The sequence below is a fragment of the Methylobacillus gramineus genome, assembly GCF_020532675.1.
Lineage (GTDB): Bacteria > Pseudomonadota > Gammaproteobacteria > Burkholderiales > Methylophilaceae > Methylobacillus > Methylobacillus gramineus.
The window spans coordinates 1-15,535 of sequence record NZ_JAJAVE010000003.1 but is presented as its reverse complement, the minus strand read 5'-3'; the positions used below and the strand labels follow the sequence as shown (position 1 = coordinate 15,535).

The window sequence follows — 15,535 nt, the reverse complement described above, 5'->3', positions numbered from 1 at the left end:
CTTAACAGTTCGGTTTTGCAATCGGTGCACAAGTTGTGCACCGAGTTGGCGAGCGTTTTTGTTAGTCACTTATTCATAAACTTATGCCTAAAACCGCTGCCAAACGACCAGCAGAACCCATAGCCCCAGCCCCTTTGCTGCCAGCCGATAGCGAAGAATCTCGACTCACCCTGCGTCTGCGGGAATATCTCAAACAAGAAGACATAGAGCAAATCTGGGCGGCTTATCGCTTCAGTGCTGCTGCCCATGAGGGCCAGGTGCGCCGTAGTGGTGAGCCATATGTTATTCACCCCGTCAGTGTCGCTGGCATACTGGCCGACCTGCACCTGGATCCTCCCACGCTGATTGCTGCCTTGCTGCATGATGTGGTTGAGGATACTGGCGTCACCAAGCAGGAAATTAGTGATCAGTTTGGCAAGCAAGTGGCTGAATTGGTTGATGGTTTATCCAAGCTCGACAAAATCGAGTTCCAGAGTGCTACCCAGGCTCAGGCAGAAAATTTCCGCAAAATGTTGTTGGCCATGTCGCAGGATGTGCGTGTGATTCTGGTCAAGCTGGCTGATCGCCTGCACAACATGAGTACGCTGGATGTGATGAAGCCGGAAAAGCAGAAACGCATCGCACGTGAGACGCTGGATATCTATGCGCCGATTGCCAACCGCTTGGGCTTGAACGAGATTTACCAGACGCTGGAAGACCTGAGCTTCAAGTTTCTCTATCCCATGCGCTATCGCGTGATTTCCAAGGCCGTGATGGCGGCGCGCGGCAATCGCAAGGAGGTGGTGGGCAAGATACTGGATGCGATTCGCCAGCGCTTGCAGGATAGCCAGATAGAAGCCGATGTGACTGGCCGTGAGAAGCATCTCTACAGTATCTATAAAAAAATGACGGGCAAGACCGTCACGTTCTCCCAGATTTACGATATTTACGGCTTCAGGGTAATCGTGCGTGACCTGCCCACCTGTTATTACACGCTGGGTGTGCTTCACAGCCTCTACAAGCCGATTCCAGGCAAGTTCAAGGACTATATCGCCATCCCCAAGGCCAATGGCTACCAGTCATTGCATACCACGCTGTTCGGCCCGTTCGGCACGCCCATAGAAGTACAGATACGCAGTAATGAAATGCATAATATTGCCGATGCTGGGGTGGCAGCGCACTGGCTATACAAGACGACAGATGCCCACCTGACGGCATTGCAGCAGCAGACACACCAGTGGTTGCAGCGTTTGCTTGACATCCAGAGCGAGAGCAGCGACTCACTGGAGTTTCTGGAGCACTTCAAGGTGGACCTGTTCCCGGACGAGGTCTATGTCTTCACGCCCAAGGGCACCATCATGGCCCTGCCCAAGGGCGCTACAGCGGTGGATTTTGCCTATGCCGTGCATACGGATATCGGCAACCGCTGTGTAGCGGTGAAGATCAACCAGGAACTGGCGCCCCTGCGTACCGAATTGCACAATGGCGATCATGTGGAAATTATTACTGCAGCGCATGCGCATCCCAATCCAGCCTGGCTCAATTATGTGTTGACCGGCAAGGCACGTGCGCATATCCGCCATTATCTCAAGTCCATGCAGTCTACTGAATCTGCCCTGCTGGGTGAGCGCATGCTCAATCAGGCATTGCGAGCGCTACATGCCAATCCTGCCACCATTGACGATACGGCTTGGCAGCGTCTGATACGGGATTATGGCGCCAAGAGCAAGGATGAAATATTGGCCGATGTCGGCCTGGGCAAGCGCCTGAATGTCATGGTGGCGCATCAATTGATGGCGCAGGCTGGCCAGCACGATGCGGCGGATGGCAACCAGAAGTCTTCGCCCAAGGTGCTGGATACCATCACAATTCGCGGTTCCGAGGGCATGGCAGTGCAGTTCGCCCAATGCTGCCGCCCGATCCCAGGGGATCCTATCCTTGGCTTTATCAATAAGGATAAGGGCTTGGTCATCCATACCCATGACTGTCCGGCGATACGGAAATTCCGTCTTGACCCGGATAAGTGGCTGGATGTGGAGTGGGATCCTCAAGGCCATAGACTGTACAAGGTCAGTCTCAAGCTGGTGGTGGCCAATCGCAGGGGCATGCTGGCCAAGATCGCCTCTGGTATCGCGGAAGCAGGATCCAATATTGACAATGTCAGCATGGAAGAAGCGGATAACAGCACGTATACCAATATGAATTTCACGGTGCAGGTGGAAAATCGCGTGCATCTGGCTGAACTCATGCGCCGCCTGCGCAAGATCCCTGATGTGGTCAGGATCAATCGCGTCAAGGGTGCGGGCAATGAGCAGCGGGTCCAATAACAAGACGTTTTTACATTCAGGAGAAACATTCATGGCAAAGCAGATCATACATACCGACGGTGCCCCACAAGCCATTGGCACTTACTCACAGGCGGTCAAGGTCAATGGCAGTACCGTTTACCTGTCCGGCCAGATCGGTCTGGATCCTGACAACATGGAAATGGTGGATGGTATTGAAGCGCAAGTGCATCGTGTGTTCAAGAATCTCAAGGCAGTGGCTGAAGCTGCTGGTGGATCGCTGGCCGATGTGGTCAAGCTGAATATTTTCCTCACAGACCTGTCACATTTTGCCCTGGTGAACACCATCATGGCAGAGTACTTTACCCAGCCTTATCCTGCACGTGCAGCGGTAGGCGTGGCACAGCTGCCCAGGAACGCGCTGGTGGAAGCCGATGGCGTGCTGGAGATTGGCGCCTAGTCTTTACTTCTTGATGCGCCATCCAGATTGTGTGAGCAGGCCCTAAAGCATGGCGCAACCCATTCCCGGCAATACCAGGCTTGAGGGTCTGAAGGCCTTTACCAAGGCCTTGCTCACCCGTTTGCATAAGCTTGGCATTTTGGATGTGCAGGGTTTGTTGCTCCATATGCCCTTGCGCTATGTCGATGAAACCAGGATCACTGCGATTCGTGAACTGCGCAGTGGTGAGCAGGCCCAAGTGCAGGGAGCAATTGTTCATGCGGAGGTGCAATACCGTCCGCGCAAGGCCTTGATCTGTCGTCTGAAGGATGATTCAGGGCAGATCACCCTGCGTTTCCTGCATTTCTATCCCAGTCAGCTAGCCAGCCTTAAAGTTGGTGCTTACGTCCGCGCCTTTGGTGATGTGCGTGGCGGCTTCTTTGGCTGGGAAATGGTACATCCCCAATATCGGACGGTGGCTGAGGATGAGCCGGTACAAGATGCCCTGACCCCGGTTTACCCTACCACCTCAGGCTTGAGCCAGGCGAGTTTGCGCAAGTGGATTGCCTGGGCGCTGGAGCGTGCGGATCTGGGTGAAACCCTGCCGCAGGATATCTATCACCGGCTTGATCTGCCAGGGTTTGCTGCCAGTCTCAACGGTTTGCATCACCCCGCGGCCGATGCTGATCTTTACAGTCTGCAGGAACGGGAAAGCCCTGCGTGGCGCAGACTGGCATTTGATGAGTTGTTGGCGCAACAACTCTCCATGCGCAAGCACCATGCAAGGCGGCGACATCAAGGGGCGCCTGCTTTTGGCCCATCACGCAAGCTGATCACCGGATTGCTGCGTAGTCTGCCGTTTGCCCTGACATCTGCCCAGCAGAAAGTCGCCATGGAAATTTGTCACGATCTGGAGCAATCCCACCCCATGCAGCGTTTGCTGCAAGGAGATGTGGGTAGCGGCAAAACCATAGTGGCGGCGATGGCAGCCTTGCAAGCCATAGAAAGCGGCTGGCAGGCAGCGATCATGGCCCCAACGGAAATCCTCGCCGAACAACATTACCGCAAGATGCAAGTATGGCTGCAGCCTTTGGGCATAGCCGTTGCCTGGCTTGCGGGCAGCCAGGGAAAGAAAGAGCGGCGTGGCATGCTGGAAAGCGTTGCCAGTGGTGAATCCCAGCTGGTGATCGGTACCCATGCCCTGTTTCAGGATCAAGTGCAGTTTTCCCGATTAGGATTGGCGATTGTCGATGAACAGCATCGGTTTGGGGTGCAGCAACGCCTGTCATTACGGCAGAAGGGCATACAGCCTCATCAGTTGATGATGAGTGCAACTCCTATTCCGCGGACTTTATCCATGAGTTATTTTGCTGATCTTGATGTGTCGGTGATTGATGAGCTGCCACCAGGACGCACCCCGGTGGTGACGCGCCTGGTGTCTGATGCGCGCCGGGATGAGGTGCTGGAGCGGGTGCGCGAAGCATGTATGCAGGGCAGGCAGGCATACTGGGTATGCCCCTTGATTGAGGAATCTGAAGCCCTGCAATTGCAGACAGTGATGGACACCTACGAGATCCTGCAAACCTCCTTCCCTGATCTGCGTGTGGGCCTGGTGCATGGGCGCATGAAGGCAGCGGAAAAACAGGCTGTCATGGCCGCATTCAGTGGTGGCGAGACGCAGTTGCTGGTGGCGACTACGGTGATTGAAGTGGGCGTAGATGTCCCGAATGCCAGCTTGATGGTGATTGAGCACGCTGAACGCATGGGTCTGTCGCAACTGCATCAGTTACGCGGCCGGGTTGGGCGTGGTGCAGCAAAGAGTAGCTGTATATTGCTGTATCAAGATGGAAAATTGTCTGAGACCGCACGGGCGCGGCTTAAGATTATTTACGAATCCAGCGATGGATTTGCTATTGCCAAGGCCGACCTGGCATTGCGTGGCCCTGGTGAGTTCATGGGCATACGCCAGAGCGGCGTGCCCATGCTCAAGATTGCAGATCTGGATCGTGATGCCGATTTGCTGCAGGCCGCGATGGAGATAGCCGAACAATTACTGCAACAGCAGCCCCAGGCTGCCGCTGCCCATTTGCAGCGCTGGCTGGGGCATGCGGAAGAATTGGTCAAAGTTTGAGATAATCCACAGGTGAAAGTATTTTCCTATCCCCACAAGGCGCGTGATCGCTGGCTGAATACGCCGGTGGGAAGTGCTGCTTATAAACCCTGGCTGACAGATGGTGGTTCACTGACACGCCGCCTGCAGCTGCGTTGTCAGCATTTTTCTGTGCGTCCAGTGCGCGTGCAAGAGGCCAGGCCGCATCTGAGTGAAGCACGGCTGTTGCGTTGCCTCTCAAGGCGCAAGGCCTGGTTGCGCGATGTGCACCTGCAGTGTGAAGGCAGGGCCGTGGTGTTTGCGCATAGCGTATTGCCACATGCGGTCATGCAAGGTGCCTGGCGTGGTTTGGTCACTCTGGGTAATCGATCACTTGGTAGCACCCTGTTCTCTGATCCGACCATACGCCGCGTACCCTTGCAGTATAAAAAACTGGGCCCGCATCATTTTCTTTACCGCCAGGCTGCTGCCGGGTTGGACGGATTGCCAAAGGTATTGTGGGCCAGACGCTCAGTATTTACCTTAAAATGTTCGGCCATCTTGGTCACGGAGATATTCCTGCCAGCAGTCTTGCATTTAGAAATGCAGCAAGGTGACACTTAAATATCATGCATGCTCAACGAGGTAAAAACTGGCAGCAGAAGCTGCATGCCTATATACGGTTGATGCGGCTGGACAAGCCCATCGGCATATTGCTGTTGCTGTGGCCCACCTTGTGGGCATTGTGGATCGCGGGGCAAGGCCGGCCGGATTGGCTGGTGGTATTGGTATTTGTCGTGGGCACGGTATTGATGCGTTCCGCTGGCTGCGTCATGAACGATCTGGCTGATCGTCGTTTTGATGGACATGTATCGCGTACACAGAGACGGCCTTTGGTGACGGGTGAGGTCAGTGTGAAAGAGGCGATAATACTGGCGGCAGGCCTTAGCCTAGTGGCATTTGGCCTGGTTCTGTTGCTGAATGGTCTGGTGATTGCGCTGTCATTCGCTGCACTTTTCCTGGCTGTGACCTATCCCCTGACCAAGCGTTTCCTCTCCATACCACAGGCTTATCTAGGCATTGCATTCGGATTTGGTATCCCCATGGCATTTGCTGCACTCACAGGGGAGATCGCGATTGAAGCATGGATCATGTTACTGGCCAATGTGTTCTGGGCTGTAGCCTATGATACCGAATATGCGATGGTCGATCGGGAGGATGACCTCAAGATCGGCATACGTTCTTCCGCCATTTTCTTTGGCCGCTATGATGTGTTGGCCATCATGGTGTGTTATCTGGCATTCTTGAGTTTAATGGCTTTGGTGGGCTGCAGGCTGCAGCTTGCGTGGCCCTATCATGCGGGGCTGCTGGCGGCCATCACGATTGCAGGGTATCATTACAGCCTGATCCGTGACCGTCGGCGCGAGCCTTGTTTCAAGGCTTTCCTGCATAACAACTGGTTGGGTGCAGTGGTGTTTCTGGGGCTCATCACAGCTGTTTATCTTTAAGCATGCTTTTTAAGTATTTATGCGGATTGAAATTTTAGCCCGATAAATGTTTGACAAAGCGCGCTTAAGTGACTTACAATCCGCCTCTTAATTTTTTCAGCGAATATTGGTTTGTCCGATGAAGACCTTTTCTGCAAAAGCGCATGAAGTAAAGCGCGACTGGTTCGTGGTAGATGCTACGGATTTGGTGCTGGGCCGTTTGGCGAGTGAGATTGCACACCGTCTGCGTGGCAAGCATAAAACTATTTACACACCGCACGTTGATACGGGCGATTATATCGTTGTGGTCAATGCCGACAAGATCAAGGTAACTGGCAACAAGGCGCTGGATAAGCAATACCACCGCCACAGTGGTTACCCAGGTGGTATCTACACAACGACATTCGGTAAGATGCAAGAGCGTTTCCCAGGCCGTGCCTTGGAAAAAGCGGTTAAAGGCATGTTGCCAAAAGGCCCGCTGGGTTACGCCATGTTCCGCAAGCTCAAGGTATACGCTGGCGAGAAGCATGACCATGTTGCCCAACAGCCGCAACCTTTGAAAATCCAAAGTCAAGCGTAAGGATAAGCAGCGATGATTGGTAATTATAACTACGGTACAGGCCGCCGCAAAAGCTCGGTAGCTCGTGTATTCCTGAAGTCCGGTAGCGGTAACATCGTTGTTAACGACAAGCCAGCTGACGAATACTTCTCTCGCGTGACTTCACGCATGATTTTGCGTCAGCCACTTGCATTGACTGAAAACGAAGGCAGCTTCGATATTCTGGTGAATGTTACTGGCGGTGGTGAGTCAGGCCAAGCTGGTGCTGTTCGTCACGGTATCACTCGTGCATTGATCGATTACGATGCAGCGCTGAAGAGCGCCCTGTCCAAGGCAGGTTTCGTAACGCGTGACGCACGTGAAGTTGAGCGTAAGAAAGTCGGCCTGCGTAAAGCGCGTCGTCGTAAACAGTTCTCCAAGCGCTAAGCTTTACTGTTGTTGTACTCCAAAAAAGCCGCACTTGTTGCGGCTTTTTTGTTTTGAATTTTTAAAATTTAACCGCCTTTTGTTACTATGGGTCTGTTAAGCGCAATGCCATACAGGTGTTGATTGCCACAGAATGGTGTATTGGATATGCAAAACAAAAAAATCAAGGCAGGTATCGTAGGTGGAACGGGGTATACCGGCGTCGAACTGCTGCGCTTGCTTGCACTGCATCCGCATGTGGAGCTGGTAGCGATCACATCGCGCAGCGAGGCAGGTTTGCCTGTGGCCGATATGTATCCGAGTTTGCGTGGCTATGTTCACCTGAAATTTACCGATCCTGCAGATTCCGCTTTGCAAGATTGTGATGTTGTATTCTTCGCCACGCCTAATGGTGTGGCTATGCAGCAAACGAGAGCTCTGCTTGATCAGGGCGTACGTGTGATCGATCTTGCTGCGGATTTCCGGATCAAGGATCTGAGTGTCTGGGAAAAATGGTACGGCATGACGCATGCTTGTCCTGATCTTGTAGAGCAGGCGGTATATGGTTTGCCAGAACTGAATCGCGAGCAAATCAAAGACGCACGTCTTCTGGCTAATCCCGGATGTTATCCGACGGCAGTTCAGCTGGGTTTCCTGCCGTTGCTGGAAGCTGGCGTGATCGATAGGGACTACCTGATCGCCGACTCCAAGTCTGGGGTGAGTGGTGCTGGCCGTAAGGCAGAAACTCATACCTTGTTTGCCGAAGCTGGGGATAACTTCAAGGCATACGGTGTTGCTGGTCATAGACATCTGCCCGAAATCAGCCAGGGCTTGGCCTTGATGGCGAACACGGCTAAAGTTGGACTCACATTTGTACCGCATCTGACGCCATTAATTCGTGGCATTCATGCGACGCTCTACGGCAGACTGACACAGGATGTGGATTTACAGCATCTGTTTGAACAGCGTTATGCCAATGAAGCTTTTGTTGATGTATTGCCTGCTGGATCTCATCCCGAAACCCGTTCCGTACGTGGTTCCAACCAGTGTCGTATCGCAGTGCATAGACCACAAGGTGGCGATACTGTCGTAGTGCTTTCTGTGATTGATAACCTGGTGAAGGGCGCTGCAGGGCAGGCAGTGCAGAACATGAATATCATGTTCGGTATTGATGAGCAGGCGGGCCTCAATATTGTGCCGCTGTTACCTTGATTTGGATTGAAACTTAAAGCATGAAGCGGATATCACGCCGTTTCAAGCGACACTTTAATACACCGAGCAGACGTGTCGCGGTCAAGTTGCATCGTGCCTGGTATTGGCAGGCATTGGCTGCCATATTGCTGGTTGGCATAGGCTATTTGCTGGCGTATTGGCATTTAACCGTAGGTGGAAAATTCAGCCCGACCTTTGTAAAGCCAGTATTGACCGATGAGGTGTTGCTGGCTAAGGTTGTGTTTGCCGAGCGCCAGTTACAAGTGCAGCGCGCAGTTCAAGAAGGCTTAGCTAAAGAGCTTGCTGCGGTCCAGGACGAAAGCATGAAACTCAAGGAAAACGTGACTTTTTACCAGGGTATTCTGGAGGAAAGTGCGAATGGTGATCGAGTGCGGCTCAATAGTTTCAAGCTGGAAAAGGGCAAAACGGCTGATCGTTATCAATACCACGTAGTGCTTTCGCAACAAGGCTCGCACAATAAGGCAATCCAGGGGGCGCTGAAGTTTGTTCTGGAAGGTACAGATGAAAAAGGTGACCAGATCAAGCTGGTGTTGAAGCATGAACCCGCTGCCAACGCGCAGGCCAATGTTAATTTCAGGTATTACCAGCGCATGGATGGCAGTTTTACCTTACCGCCCAATATCGCTGGGCAGGGGGTTGAGGTCAGTTTTCTTGAAAATGGTGCCAAGCAACCCTATATTAGTCAAAAGGTTGACTTGCCAGATTAAGCGCTGGGCAATACTTAGTTGAGGATCAACATGTTTTCCAAGAACAAGAACAAGCCACAAAGTCGTATTGATACATTGATTGGCGCGGAAACGCGGTTAGAGGGCAATATTTCATTCAGCGGCGGCTTGCGTGTAGATGGGAGCATCAAGGGGGATGTGACGGAGGCAGATACTCCAAGTATGCTGATTGTACAAGGCAAGATTGAGGGCTCTGTGACGGTGGCGCATATTGTGCTGAACGGGCAGGTGACGGGTCCAGTGCATGCCAGCCAGTATTTGGAGTTACATGCCAAGTCCAGAATTAATGGGGATGTCTATTACAAATCCCTCGAAATCCATACCGGCGCCATTATTGAAGGCAAGCTGGTGTATATCGGGGATGCAGTTAACGCAAATACGACCGTCTTGCCTGTGGATAAAGATTGACCCTGTAGGTTATGCGCAGGATAATGAATTCAGTTGAGGATTTAAGGAGTTATATATGAACGCTGTGACAGAACAAATTCCAAGCCCGCTGGTGTTTACCGATAATGCGGCAAAGAAAGTAAAAGAACTGATTGAAGAGGAAGGCTCACCAGACCTTAAGCTGCGCGTGTTCGTGAGCGGTGGCGGTTGTTCGGGTTTCCAGTATGGATTTACGTTTGAAGAAACCGTGAATGAAGATGATACGCAGGTTGAGAAAGATAATGTGACCTTGCTGATCGATCCCATGAGCTTGCAATACTTGGTGGGAGCAGAAATCGATTATCAGGATAGCCTGCAAGGTTCCCAGTTCGTCATTCGTAACCCGAATGCGACAACTACGTGTGGTTGTGGATCATCCTTCTCTGCATAATATTGTTTAGTAATATGAAGTTAAACAAAAAGGGGCTGATTGCCCCTTTTTTGTTTTGTCCCGCCAATATCTGCTCTAGCGTTGGTTCAATGGTACAAAGTCCCGACGAACTTCGCCAGTATATAGCTGGCGTGGCCGACCTATCCTTGAGCCTGGGTCAGACATCATTTCGTTCCATTGCGCCACCCAGCCTACGGTACGCGCCAGGGCAAAGATCGCAGTGAACATGGAGTTGGGGATGCCCATCGCGCGCATGACAATGCCGGAGTAGAAGTCTACGTTAGGATATAGCTGCCGGCTGACAAAATATTCGTCTTCCAGCGCAATTTTTTCGAGCTCCAGCGCCAGCTTGAACATGGGGTCGTCGTGCAGGCCCAGTTCATCCAGGACTTGATGGCAGGTCTGGCGCATAATCGCTGCACGTGGATCCATGTTGCGGTAAACACGGTGACCGAAGCCCATGAGACGGAAAGAGTCTGTCTTGTCCTTGGCGCGCTTGATGTACTCACCAATACGGCTCACATCGCCTATCTCTTCAAGCATCTTCAGCGTAGCTTCGTTGGCACCGCCATGGGCCGGGCCCCACAAGGAGGCAATACCAGCGGCTACACAGGCAAACGGATTGGCTCCGCTGGAGCCTGCCAGTCGCACAGTGGAGGTGGACGCATTTTGCTCATGGTCGGCATGCAGAATCAGTATGCGTTCAAACGCCTTGGCCAGTACCGGATTAGGCTCGTAGTCTTCACACGGTGTAGCAAACATCATATGCATGAAGTTTTCCGCATAATTGAAGCGGTTCTTCGGATACATAAACGGTTGGCCGATATTGTATTTGTAGCTCCAGGCCGCAATCGTCGGCACTTTGGCTAGCAATCGATGCGCTGCAAACTCACGGTTCTTGGGGTCGCTGACATCAATTGCTTCATGATAAAAGGCTGAAAGTGAGCCCACCACGCCCACCATGACGGCCATAGGATGTGCATCACGCCTGAACCCGCGGAAAATATGAGTGAGCTGGTCATGTACCATGCTATGACGGAGGATGGTGTTGGTGAAGCTGGCTTTCTCTTCAGCATTAGGCAGTTCTCCATGCATCAGCAGGTAGGAGACTTCCATGAAATCAGAATGCTCTGCCAGCTGCTCTATAGGATAACCCCGATAAAACAGCAATCCTTGTTCACCATCAATAAAGGTGATGTTGGAGTCACAGGAAGCGGTCGACAAGAAACCGGGGTCATAGGTAAAAATACCATGTTTACCCAGGCTGCGAATATCAATGACACTCGGGCCGAGGTTGCCTTGCAGGACAGGTAGCTCGATAGGAGCGGAGCCATCATCGAAAGTAAGTGTGACTTTGCTTGGTTTCATAGTTCTGGATTCAAAATTGATTAGACGTTTACAGAATCACGCAGCATAAACTGCGCCAAGTATTCTTGGGCCTTTGGCCCCGGTGACAGCTGGCAGGTTGCCCGGTAAGCCATGCATGGCCTGGCGTGCCAGCCAGGCAAATGCTGCTGCTTCCACCGAATTGACAGCAAGTCCAAGCTCATCGCTAAGATTGATGGTGACAGGCTGTAGTAGTTGCTGCAAGCGTTGCAGCAAAACACTATTATAAGCGCCACCACCACATACATACAGCTCATCTACATTACTGCAGTTCTGTGTCACTGCTGTGGCGATAGATTGTGCAGTGAGCTCCAGAAGAGTGCGTTGTACATCAACTGCTTGATAATCCTGGTGCAGCAGTGCTGCCAGCCAGGTTGTATTGAAGGTATCTCGGCCTGTGCTCTTGGGCGCTGGCTGGGTAAAGAATGGTTCAGCGAGCATATGCTCCAGTAGTGCAGGGATTACTTGTCCACTGGCAGCCCAGCTACCATGAGCATCATATGGCTTGCCTTGGTGTTGCTCTATCCAAGCATCCATCAACATATTGCCTGGCCCCGTATCAAACCCTGTGACAGGACCATCAATTGCCAGGTCGGTAAGATTGGCAATGCCGCCTATATTGAGCAGTACGCGATGAATATAGGCGTCAGCAAAGAGTGCCTGATGAAACGCCGGTACCAGTGGAGCACCATGGCCCCCGGCAGCCAGATCACGACTTCGAAAATCTGCGACTACCGTAATGCCGGTTAACTCTGTGAGCAATGCGGGATTGAAAATCTGCAATGTGAAGCCAAGTTCCGGCCGATGGCGTATGGTCTGTCCATGACAGCCAATGGCGGTAATGTTGATTGGTTCTAGATTGGCGGTGCTTAGCAGCAGCTGTACGTTTTCGGCATAAAGGCGGGACAGGGTGTTGCCGGTCAATGCCGTGATTTCAAGCTCGTTGGCGCTGCTGGTATGCAATGCCAGCAGTTGCTGGCGTAGCTCAGGTGGGTAGGGCGTGAACTGCTGGTGCAATACCTGGCAATGATGGCCATCAAGCTCAACGACAACGCTATCTGCACCGTCCAGGCTGGTGCCTGACATCAGGCCGATAAATAACTCGCGTGACACTAGTCCAGGGAAGCAACAGCGCTTGCGCCCAGCAGCCTGAGTTGTGCGGAGAGACTTTCGCTATGGGTGAAGAAGTCTGCCTTGTATTGTGGTGCAATTGGTACGGCTGCTGGGAGTGCTACCTTGAGTGGGTCGCGATGTACGCCATTCAGCAGGAATTCATAATGCAGGTGGGGCCCAGTGGCCATGCCACTCATGCCGACAAAACCAATGATATCGCCCTGGGAAACCTTCATCCCGCTGCGCAGGCCAGGAGTAAAACGGGATAGGTGACCATAAACGGTGCTGACGCCACTGGCGTGCTGTAGATACACCACATTGCCATAACCACCCTTGACGCCGACAAAGCTCACTACACCGTCAGCGGGTGCCTTGATGCGGGTGCCAATAGGTGCTGCGAGGTCCACGCCCTTGTGTGCGCGCATTCTTTGCAATATCGGGTGGAAGCGACCCATCGTGAAGCCCGAGCTGATACGAGTAAATTCAAGGGGTGAGCGCAGGAAGGATTTATGCAGGCTTTTGCCTTCTGGGGTGTAGTACGCAACCTTGCCTTCCGGGTTGCGGTACATGACCGCCTTGTAGGTTTTGCCTTGATTGGTGAATTCAGCTGCCAGTACTTGCCCTGTGTTGACCAGCGTCCCGTTGTCATACTTGGCTTCATAGATCACGACAAAGCGATCGCCTTTGCGCAGGTCTGAGTGGAAGTCGATATCTGAAGAGAAGATTTCGGCGATCTGGATGGCAATGGAGTCTGGAATATCAGCGGCATCGGTAGCGGCAAATAGAGAACTTCTGATTTCCGCGGTCTTTAATACACTATGTATCTCTAATACGGGCTCACCGGTCTTGGCCTGGTAGCCGGAGTCAGTACGTTCAATGGTCAAGGTAGAGGTGGCGCTGAGCTGATATTGCAGCTTGAGTAACTCACCGCTTTCATTGACTTGTGCCTGAATGGAACGACCTGGTCGCAGTTGAGAGGCCAGCGCGCTCGCTTCTGGGTTGTGCCGCAGGAAATCCAGTGCTTCGGTATTCTGTACGTTCAGCCTGGCCATCAAGCTTGCCAGTGTATCGTCGCGGCGCACTTGGTCAGCTTGCCAGTAGTTCTGACTATCAAGATTATCTGAAACGAGAGGAGTGGTGAATTCTGGAAGCTCAATCTGTTCCACGATAGTGGAAATTGCGATGTCTTGTGTTGAGGTCTGGGGCGCAATACCAAAAGCGGTAATGATGCCAAATAAAGGTAGGCTGGAAATGGCAAGCAACCAACGCAGGCGCAGCTTTCGTTCTTTTAATGCAGGGTTTTGCGTTAAAATAACTTCTTTATGGCTCTGCTCAGTCTGCTGCACTGGTCGCTACCTCTTTACTGGTTCAAAACAATGAAGGGGCATGCTAACAGAAAAATTCAGCATGGTGAAGGCAAACCGCACTTAAGATACGGATATTAATCAGATATGGCGAATTTGAATGATGACCTAGCGCTTATCAAGCGCGGGATAGAAGACCTGATTGGCGAGCAGGAATTGGTAGAAAAACTCAAGCAGGGAAAGTCACTGCGCATCAAAGCTGGTTTTGATCCCACTGCGCCTGATCTGCACCTGGGACATGCCGTCCTGATTAACAAGTTGCGCCAGTTTCAGGATATGGGTCATCAGGTGCTGTTTCTGATCGGTGACTTTACCGGCATGATCGGTGACCCCACAGGCAAAAGTGCCACCCGTCCTCCTTTGACTGAGGAGCAGGTGCAACAGAATGCCAAGACTTATCAAGAGCAGGTATTCAAGATACTCAAGCCTGAACAGACTGAAGTCGTGTTCAACTCCACCTGGATGAACAAGCTGGGGGCTGCAGGTATGCTCAAGTTGGCGGCCACCCATACGGTGGCACGCATGCTGGAGCGTGACGATTTTGAAAAGCGCTATAAAAGTAACCAGCCTATTGCCATTCATGAATTCCTCTATCCTTTATTGCAGGGCTACGATTCTGTTGAGTTGAAAGCAGATCTGGAGCTTGGTGGTACCGACCAGCGCTTTAACCTGCTGATGGGGCGTGAGCTGCAAAAGCATTATGGACAGTCGCCGCAATCGGTTTTAACGGTTCCTTTGCTGGAAGGCTTGGATGGTGTGAACAAAATGTCCAAGTCCCTAGGTAACTATATAGGGATAGCAGAACCGGCTAATACTATATTCAGCAAGCTGATGTCAGTATCTGATGAGTTGATGTGGCGCTATATCAATCTTTTATCATTTGAATCGATTGCTACCGTAGAGCAGTGGAAAGAGGCGGTGGTCAATGGCGAGAATCCGCGCACGATCAAAGTACGTTTTGCGCAGGAGATTGTTGCACGCTTCCACAGTGTTGCAGCGGCAGAGGAGGCTTTGGCTGATTTTGAGTTGCGTTCCAAAGGCTGTATTCCAGATGAAGTGCCAGAAGTGACTATATATATAGAGCAAGACTCGATAGCGATTGGCCCCTTGCTCAAGCAGGCTGGACTGGTTGCAAGCACGTCCGAGGCTTTTCGCATGATAGAGCAGGGCGGGGTAAAGCTTGATAGTGAGAAGGTTAGCGATCGTGGTTTGCAGATAGGCCTTGGCGCAGTAGTGGTGGCGCAGGTAGGCAAGCGCAAGTTTGCCCGTATTACTATTGAGAAGTAATGGGCTCAAAATGGCACCAAATGTAATTAATTTGTAACAGTGCCAAAAAGGGCTTGACCAAAATTCTGCGGTACGTAGAATGCGCACCTCGCTTCAACGGCGGGGCTCGCAGGAGAGTTTAAAGAAATGAAAATTCTCCTTGACCAATTAAAAAAGGTCTGTAAAATGCGCGGCTCGCTTGAGAAAGCGAAGTGCAGTTAAGCAGTTTGAAATTAGTTTCAAAAACAGCTTGACCGGTTCAAAAGAAACTGTAAAATGCGCGGCTCGCTGAACGAGGTGGTGGTAGCGAAGTTGGTGAAGAAGTTGATGTAAATTAATTTCGAAACTAGCTTGACCGAATTAAAAAGGTCTGTATAATGCGCCCCTC

Annotated in this window: 15 protein-coding genes; 12 read left to right on the top strand and 3 right to left on the bottom strand. The window is 51.9% G+C overall.

What is annotated here, in order from left to right; translation table 11 throughout:
* Positions 1–83 precede the first annotated feature (83 nt).
* The 11 genes from LG201_RS10670 to erpA all read left to right on the top strand — a co-directional run bounded on the left by LG201_RS10670 (position 84) and on the right by erpA (position 10,018).
* The gene (locus tag LG201_RS10670) at positions 84–2,306 is read left to right on the top strand and encodes a RelA/SpoT family protein (protein ID WP_226772192.1); all 2,223 of its coding nucleotides are present in this window, start codon (positions 84–86) and stop codon (positions 2,304–2,306) included.
* Between the two features lie 31 nt (positions 2,307–2,337).
* A complete protein-coding gene (locus LG201_RS10665) occupies positions 2,338–2,724 on the top strand; it encodes a RidA family protein (RefSeq protein ID WP_226772191.1) in 387 nt (128 codons plus the stop codon).
* A 49-nt stretch (positions 2,725–2,773) separates the two neighbouring features.
* On the top strand, positions 2,774–4,834 hold the full coding sequence (recG, locus tag LG201_RS10660) for an ATP-dependent DNA helicase RecG (protein ID WP_226772190.1): 2,061 nt from the start codon (positions 2,774–2,776) through the stop codon (positions 4,832–4,834).
* A 12-nt stretch (positions 4,835–4,846) separates the two neighbouring features.
* Positions 4,847–5,416 carry a chorismate--pyruvate lyase family protein gene (locus LG201_RS10655; RefSeq protein ID WP_226772189.1) on the top strand — a complete coding sequence of 190 codons (570 nt, stop codon included), beginning with the start codon at positions 4,847–4,849 and terminating at the stop codon, positions 5,414–5,416.
* Positions 5,417–5,421: 5 nt separating this feature from the next.
* Entirely contained in the window at positions 5,422–6,300 is an 879-nt protein-coding gene (gene ubiA, locus LG201_RS10650) for a 4-hydroxybenzoate octaprenyltransferase (RefSeq protein ID WP_226772188.1), read from the top strand.
* Positions 6,301–6,418: 118 nt separating this feature from the next.
* Positions 6,419–6,859, top strand: a complete 441-nt coding sequence (rplM, locus tag LG201_RS10645) for a 50S ribosomal protein L13 (protein ID WP_226772187.1) — start codon at positions 6,419–6,421, stop codon at positions 6,857–6,859.
* A 12-nt stretch (positions 6,860–6,871) separates the two neighbouring features.
* Positions 6,872–7,264, top strand: coding sequence for a 30S ribosomal protein S9 (rpsI, locus tag LG201_RS10640; protein WP_226758228.1), 393 nt, complete (start codon positions 6,872–6,874; stop codon positions 7,262–7,264).
* A gap of 147 nt (positions 7,265–7,411) precedes the next feature.
* A complete protein-coding gene (argC, locus tag LG201_RS10635) occupies positions 7,412–8,455 on the top strand; it encodes an N-acetyl-gamma-glutamyl-phosphate reductase (protein WP_226772186.1) in 1,044 nt (347 codons plus the stop codon).
* Between the two features lie 20 nt (positions 8,456–8,475).
* Positions 8,476–9,183 carry a DUF6776 family protein gene (locus LG201_RS10630; RefSeq protein WP_226772185.1) on the top strand — a complete coding sequence of 236 codons (708 nt, stop codon included), beginning with the start codon at positions 8,476–8,478 and terminating at the stop codon, positions 9,181–9,183.
* 30 nt (positions 9,184–9,213) lie between these two features.
* Complete coding sequence (locus LG201_RS10625; protein ID WP_226772184.1) at positions 9,214–9,609, top strand: bactofilin family protein; 396 nt, start codon at positions 9,214–9,216, stop codon at positions 9,607–9,609.
* 55 nt (positions 9,610–9,664) lie between these two features.
* Positions 9,665–10,018, top strand: coding sequence for an iron-sulfur cluster insertion protein ErpA (gene erpA, locus LG201_RS10620; protein ID WP_226772183.1), 354 nt, complete (start codon positions 9,665–9,667; stop codon positions 10,016–10,018).
* Positions 10,019–10,093: 75 nt separating this feature from the next.
* Here the strand turns inward: erpA and gltA are convergent, their stop codons facing one another.
* From gltA to LG201_RS14500, 3 genes are read right to left on the bottom strand one after another with little or no spacing between them, the layout of a single operon-like run.
* Positions 10,094–11,386: a citrate synthase gene (gene gltA / locus LG201_RS10615; RefSeq protein ID WP_226772182.1), complete on the bottom strand. Its 1,293-nt coding sequence runs from the start codon at positions 11,384–11,386 to the stop codon at positions 10,094–10,096.
* A gap of 36 nt (positions 11,387–11,422) precedes the next feature.
* Positions 11,423–12,517, bottom strand: coding sequence for an anhydro-N-acetylmuramic acid kinase (locus LG201_RS10610; protein WP_226772181.1), 1,095 nt, complete (start codon positions 12,515–12,517; stop codon positions 11,423–11,425).
* A complete protein-coding gene (locus LG201_RS14500; protein WP_226772180.1) occupies positions 12,517–13,863 on the bottom strand; it encodes a peptidoglycan DD-metalloendopeptidase family protein in 1,347 nt (448 codons plus the stop codon). Before LG201_RS14500 ends, LG201_RS10610 begins: the two co-directional genes overlap by 1 nt.
* A gap of 105 nt (positions 13,864–13,968) precedes the next feature.
* On the opposite strand from LG201_RS14500, the gene tyrS reads away from it, so the two are divergent.
* Positions 13,969–15,168 (top strand): tyrosine--tRNA ligase, encoded by a 1,200-nt coding sequence (gene tyrS / locus LG201_RS10600; RefSeq protein ID WP_226772179.1) that lies wholly within the window; start codon positions 13,969–13,971, stop codon positions 15,166–15,168.
* Positions 15,169–15,535 lie beyond the last annotated feature (367 nt).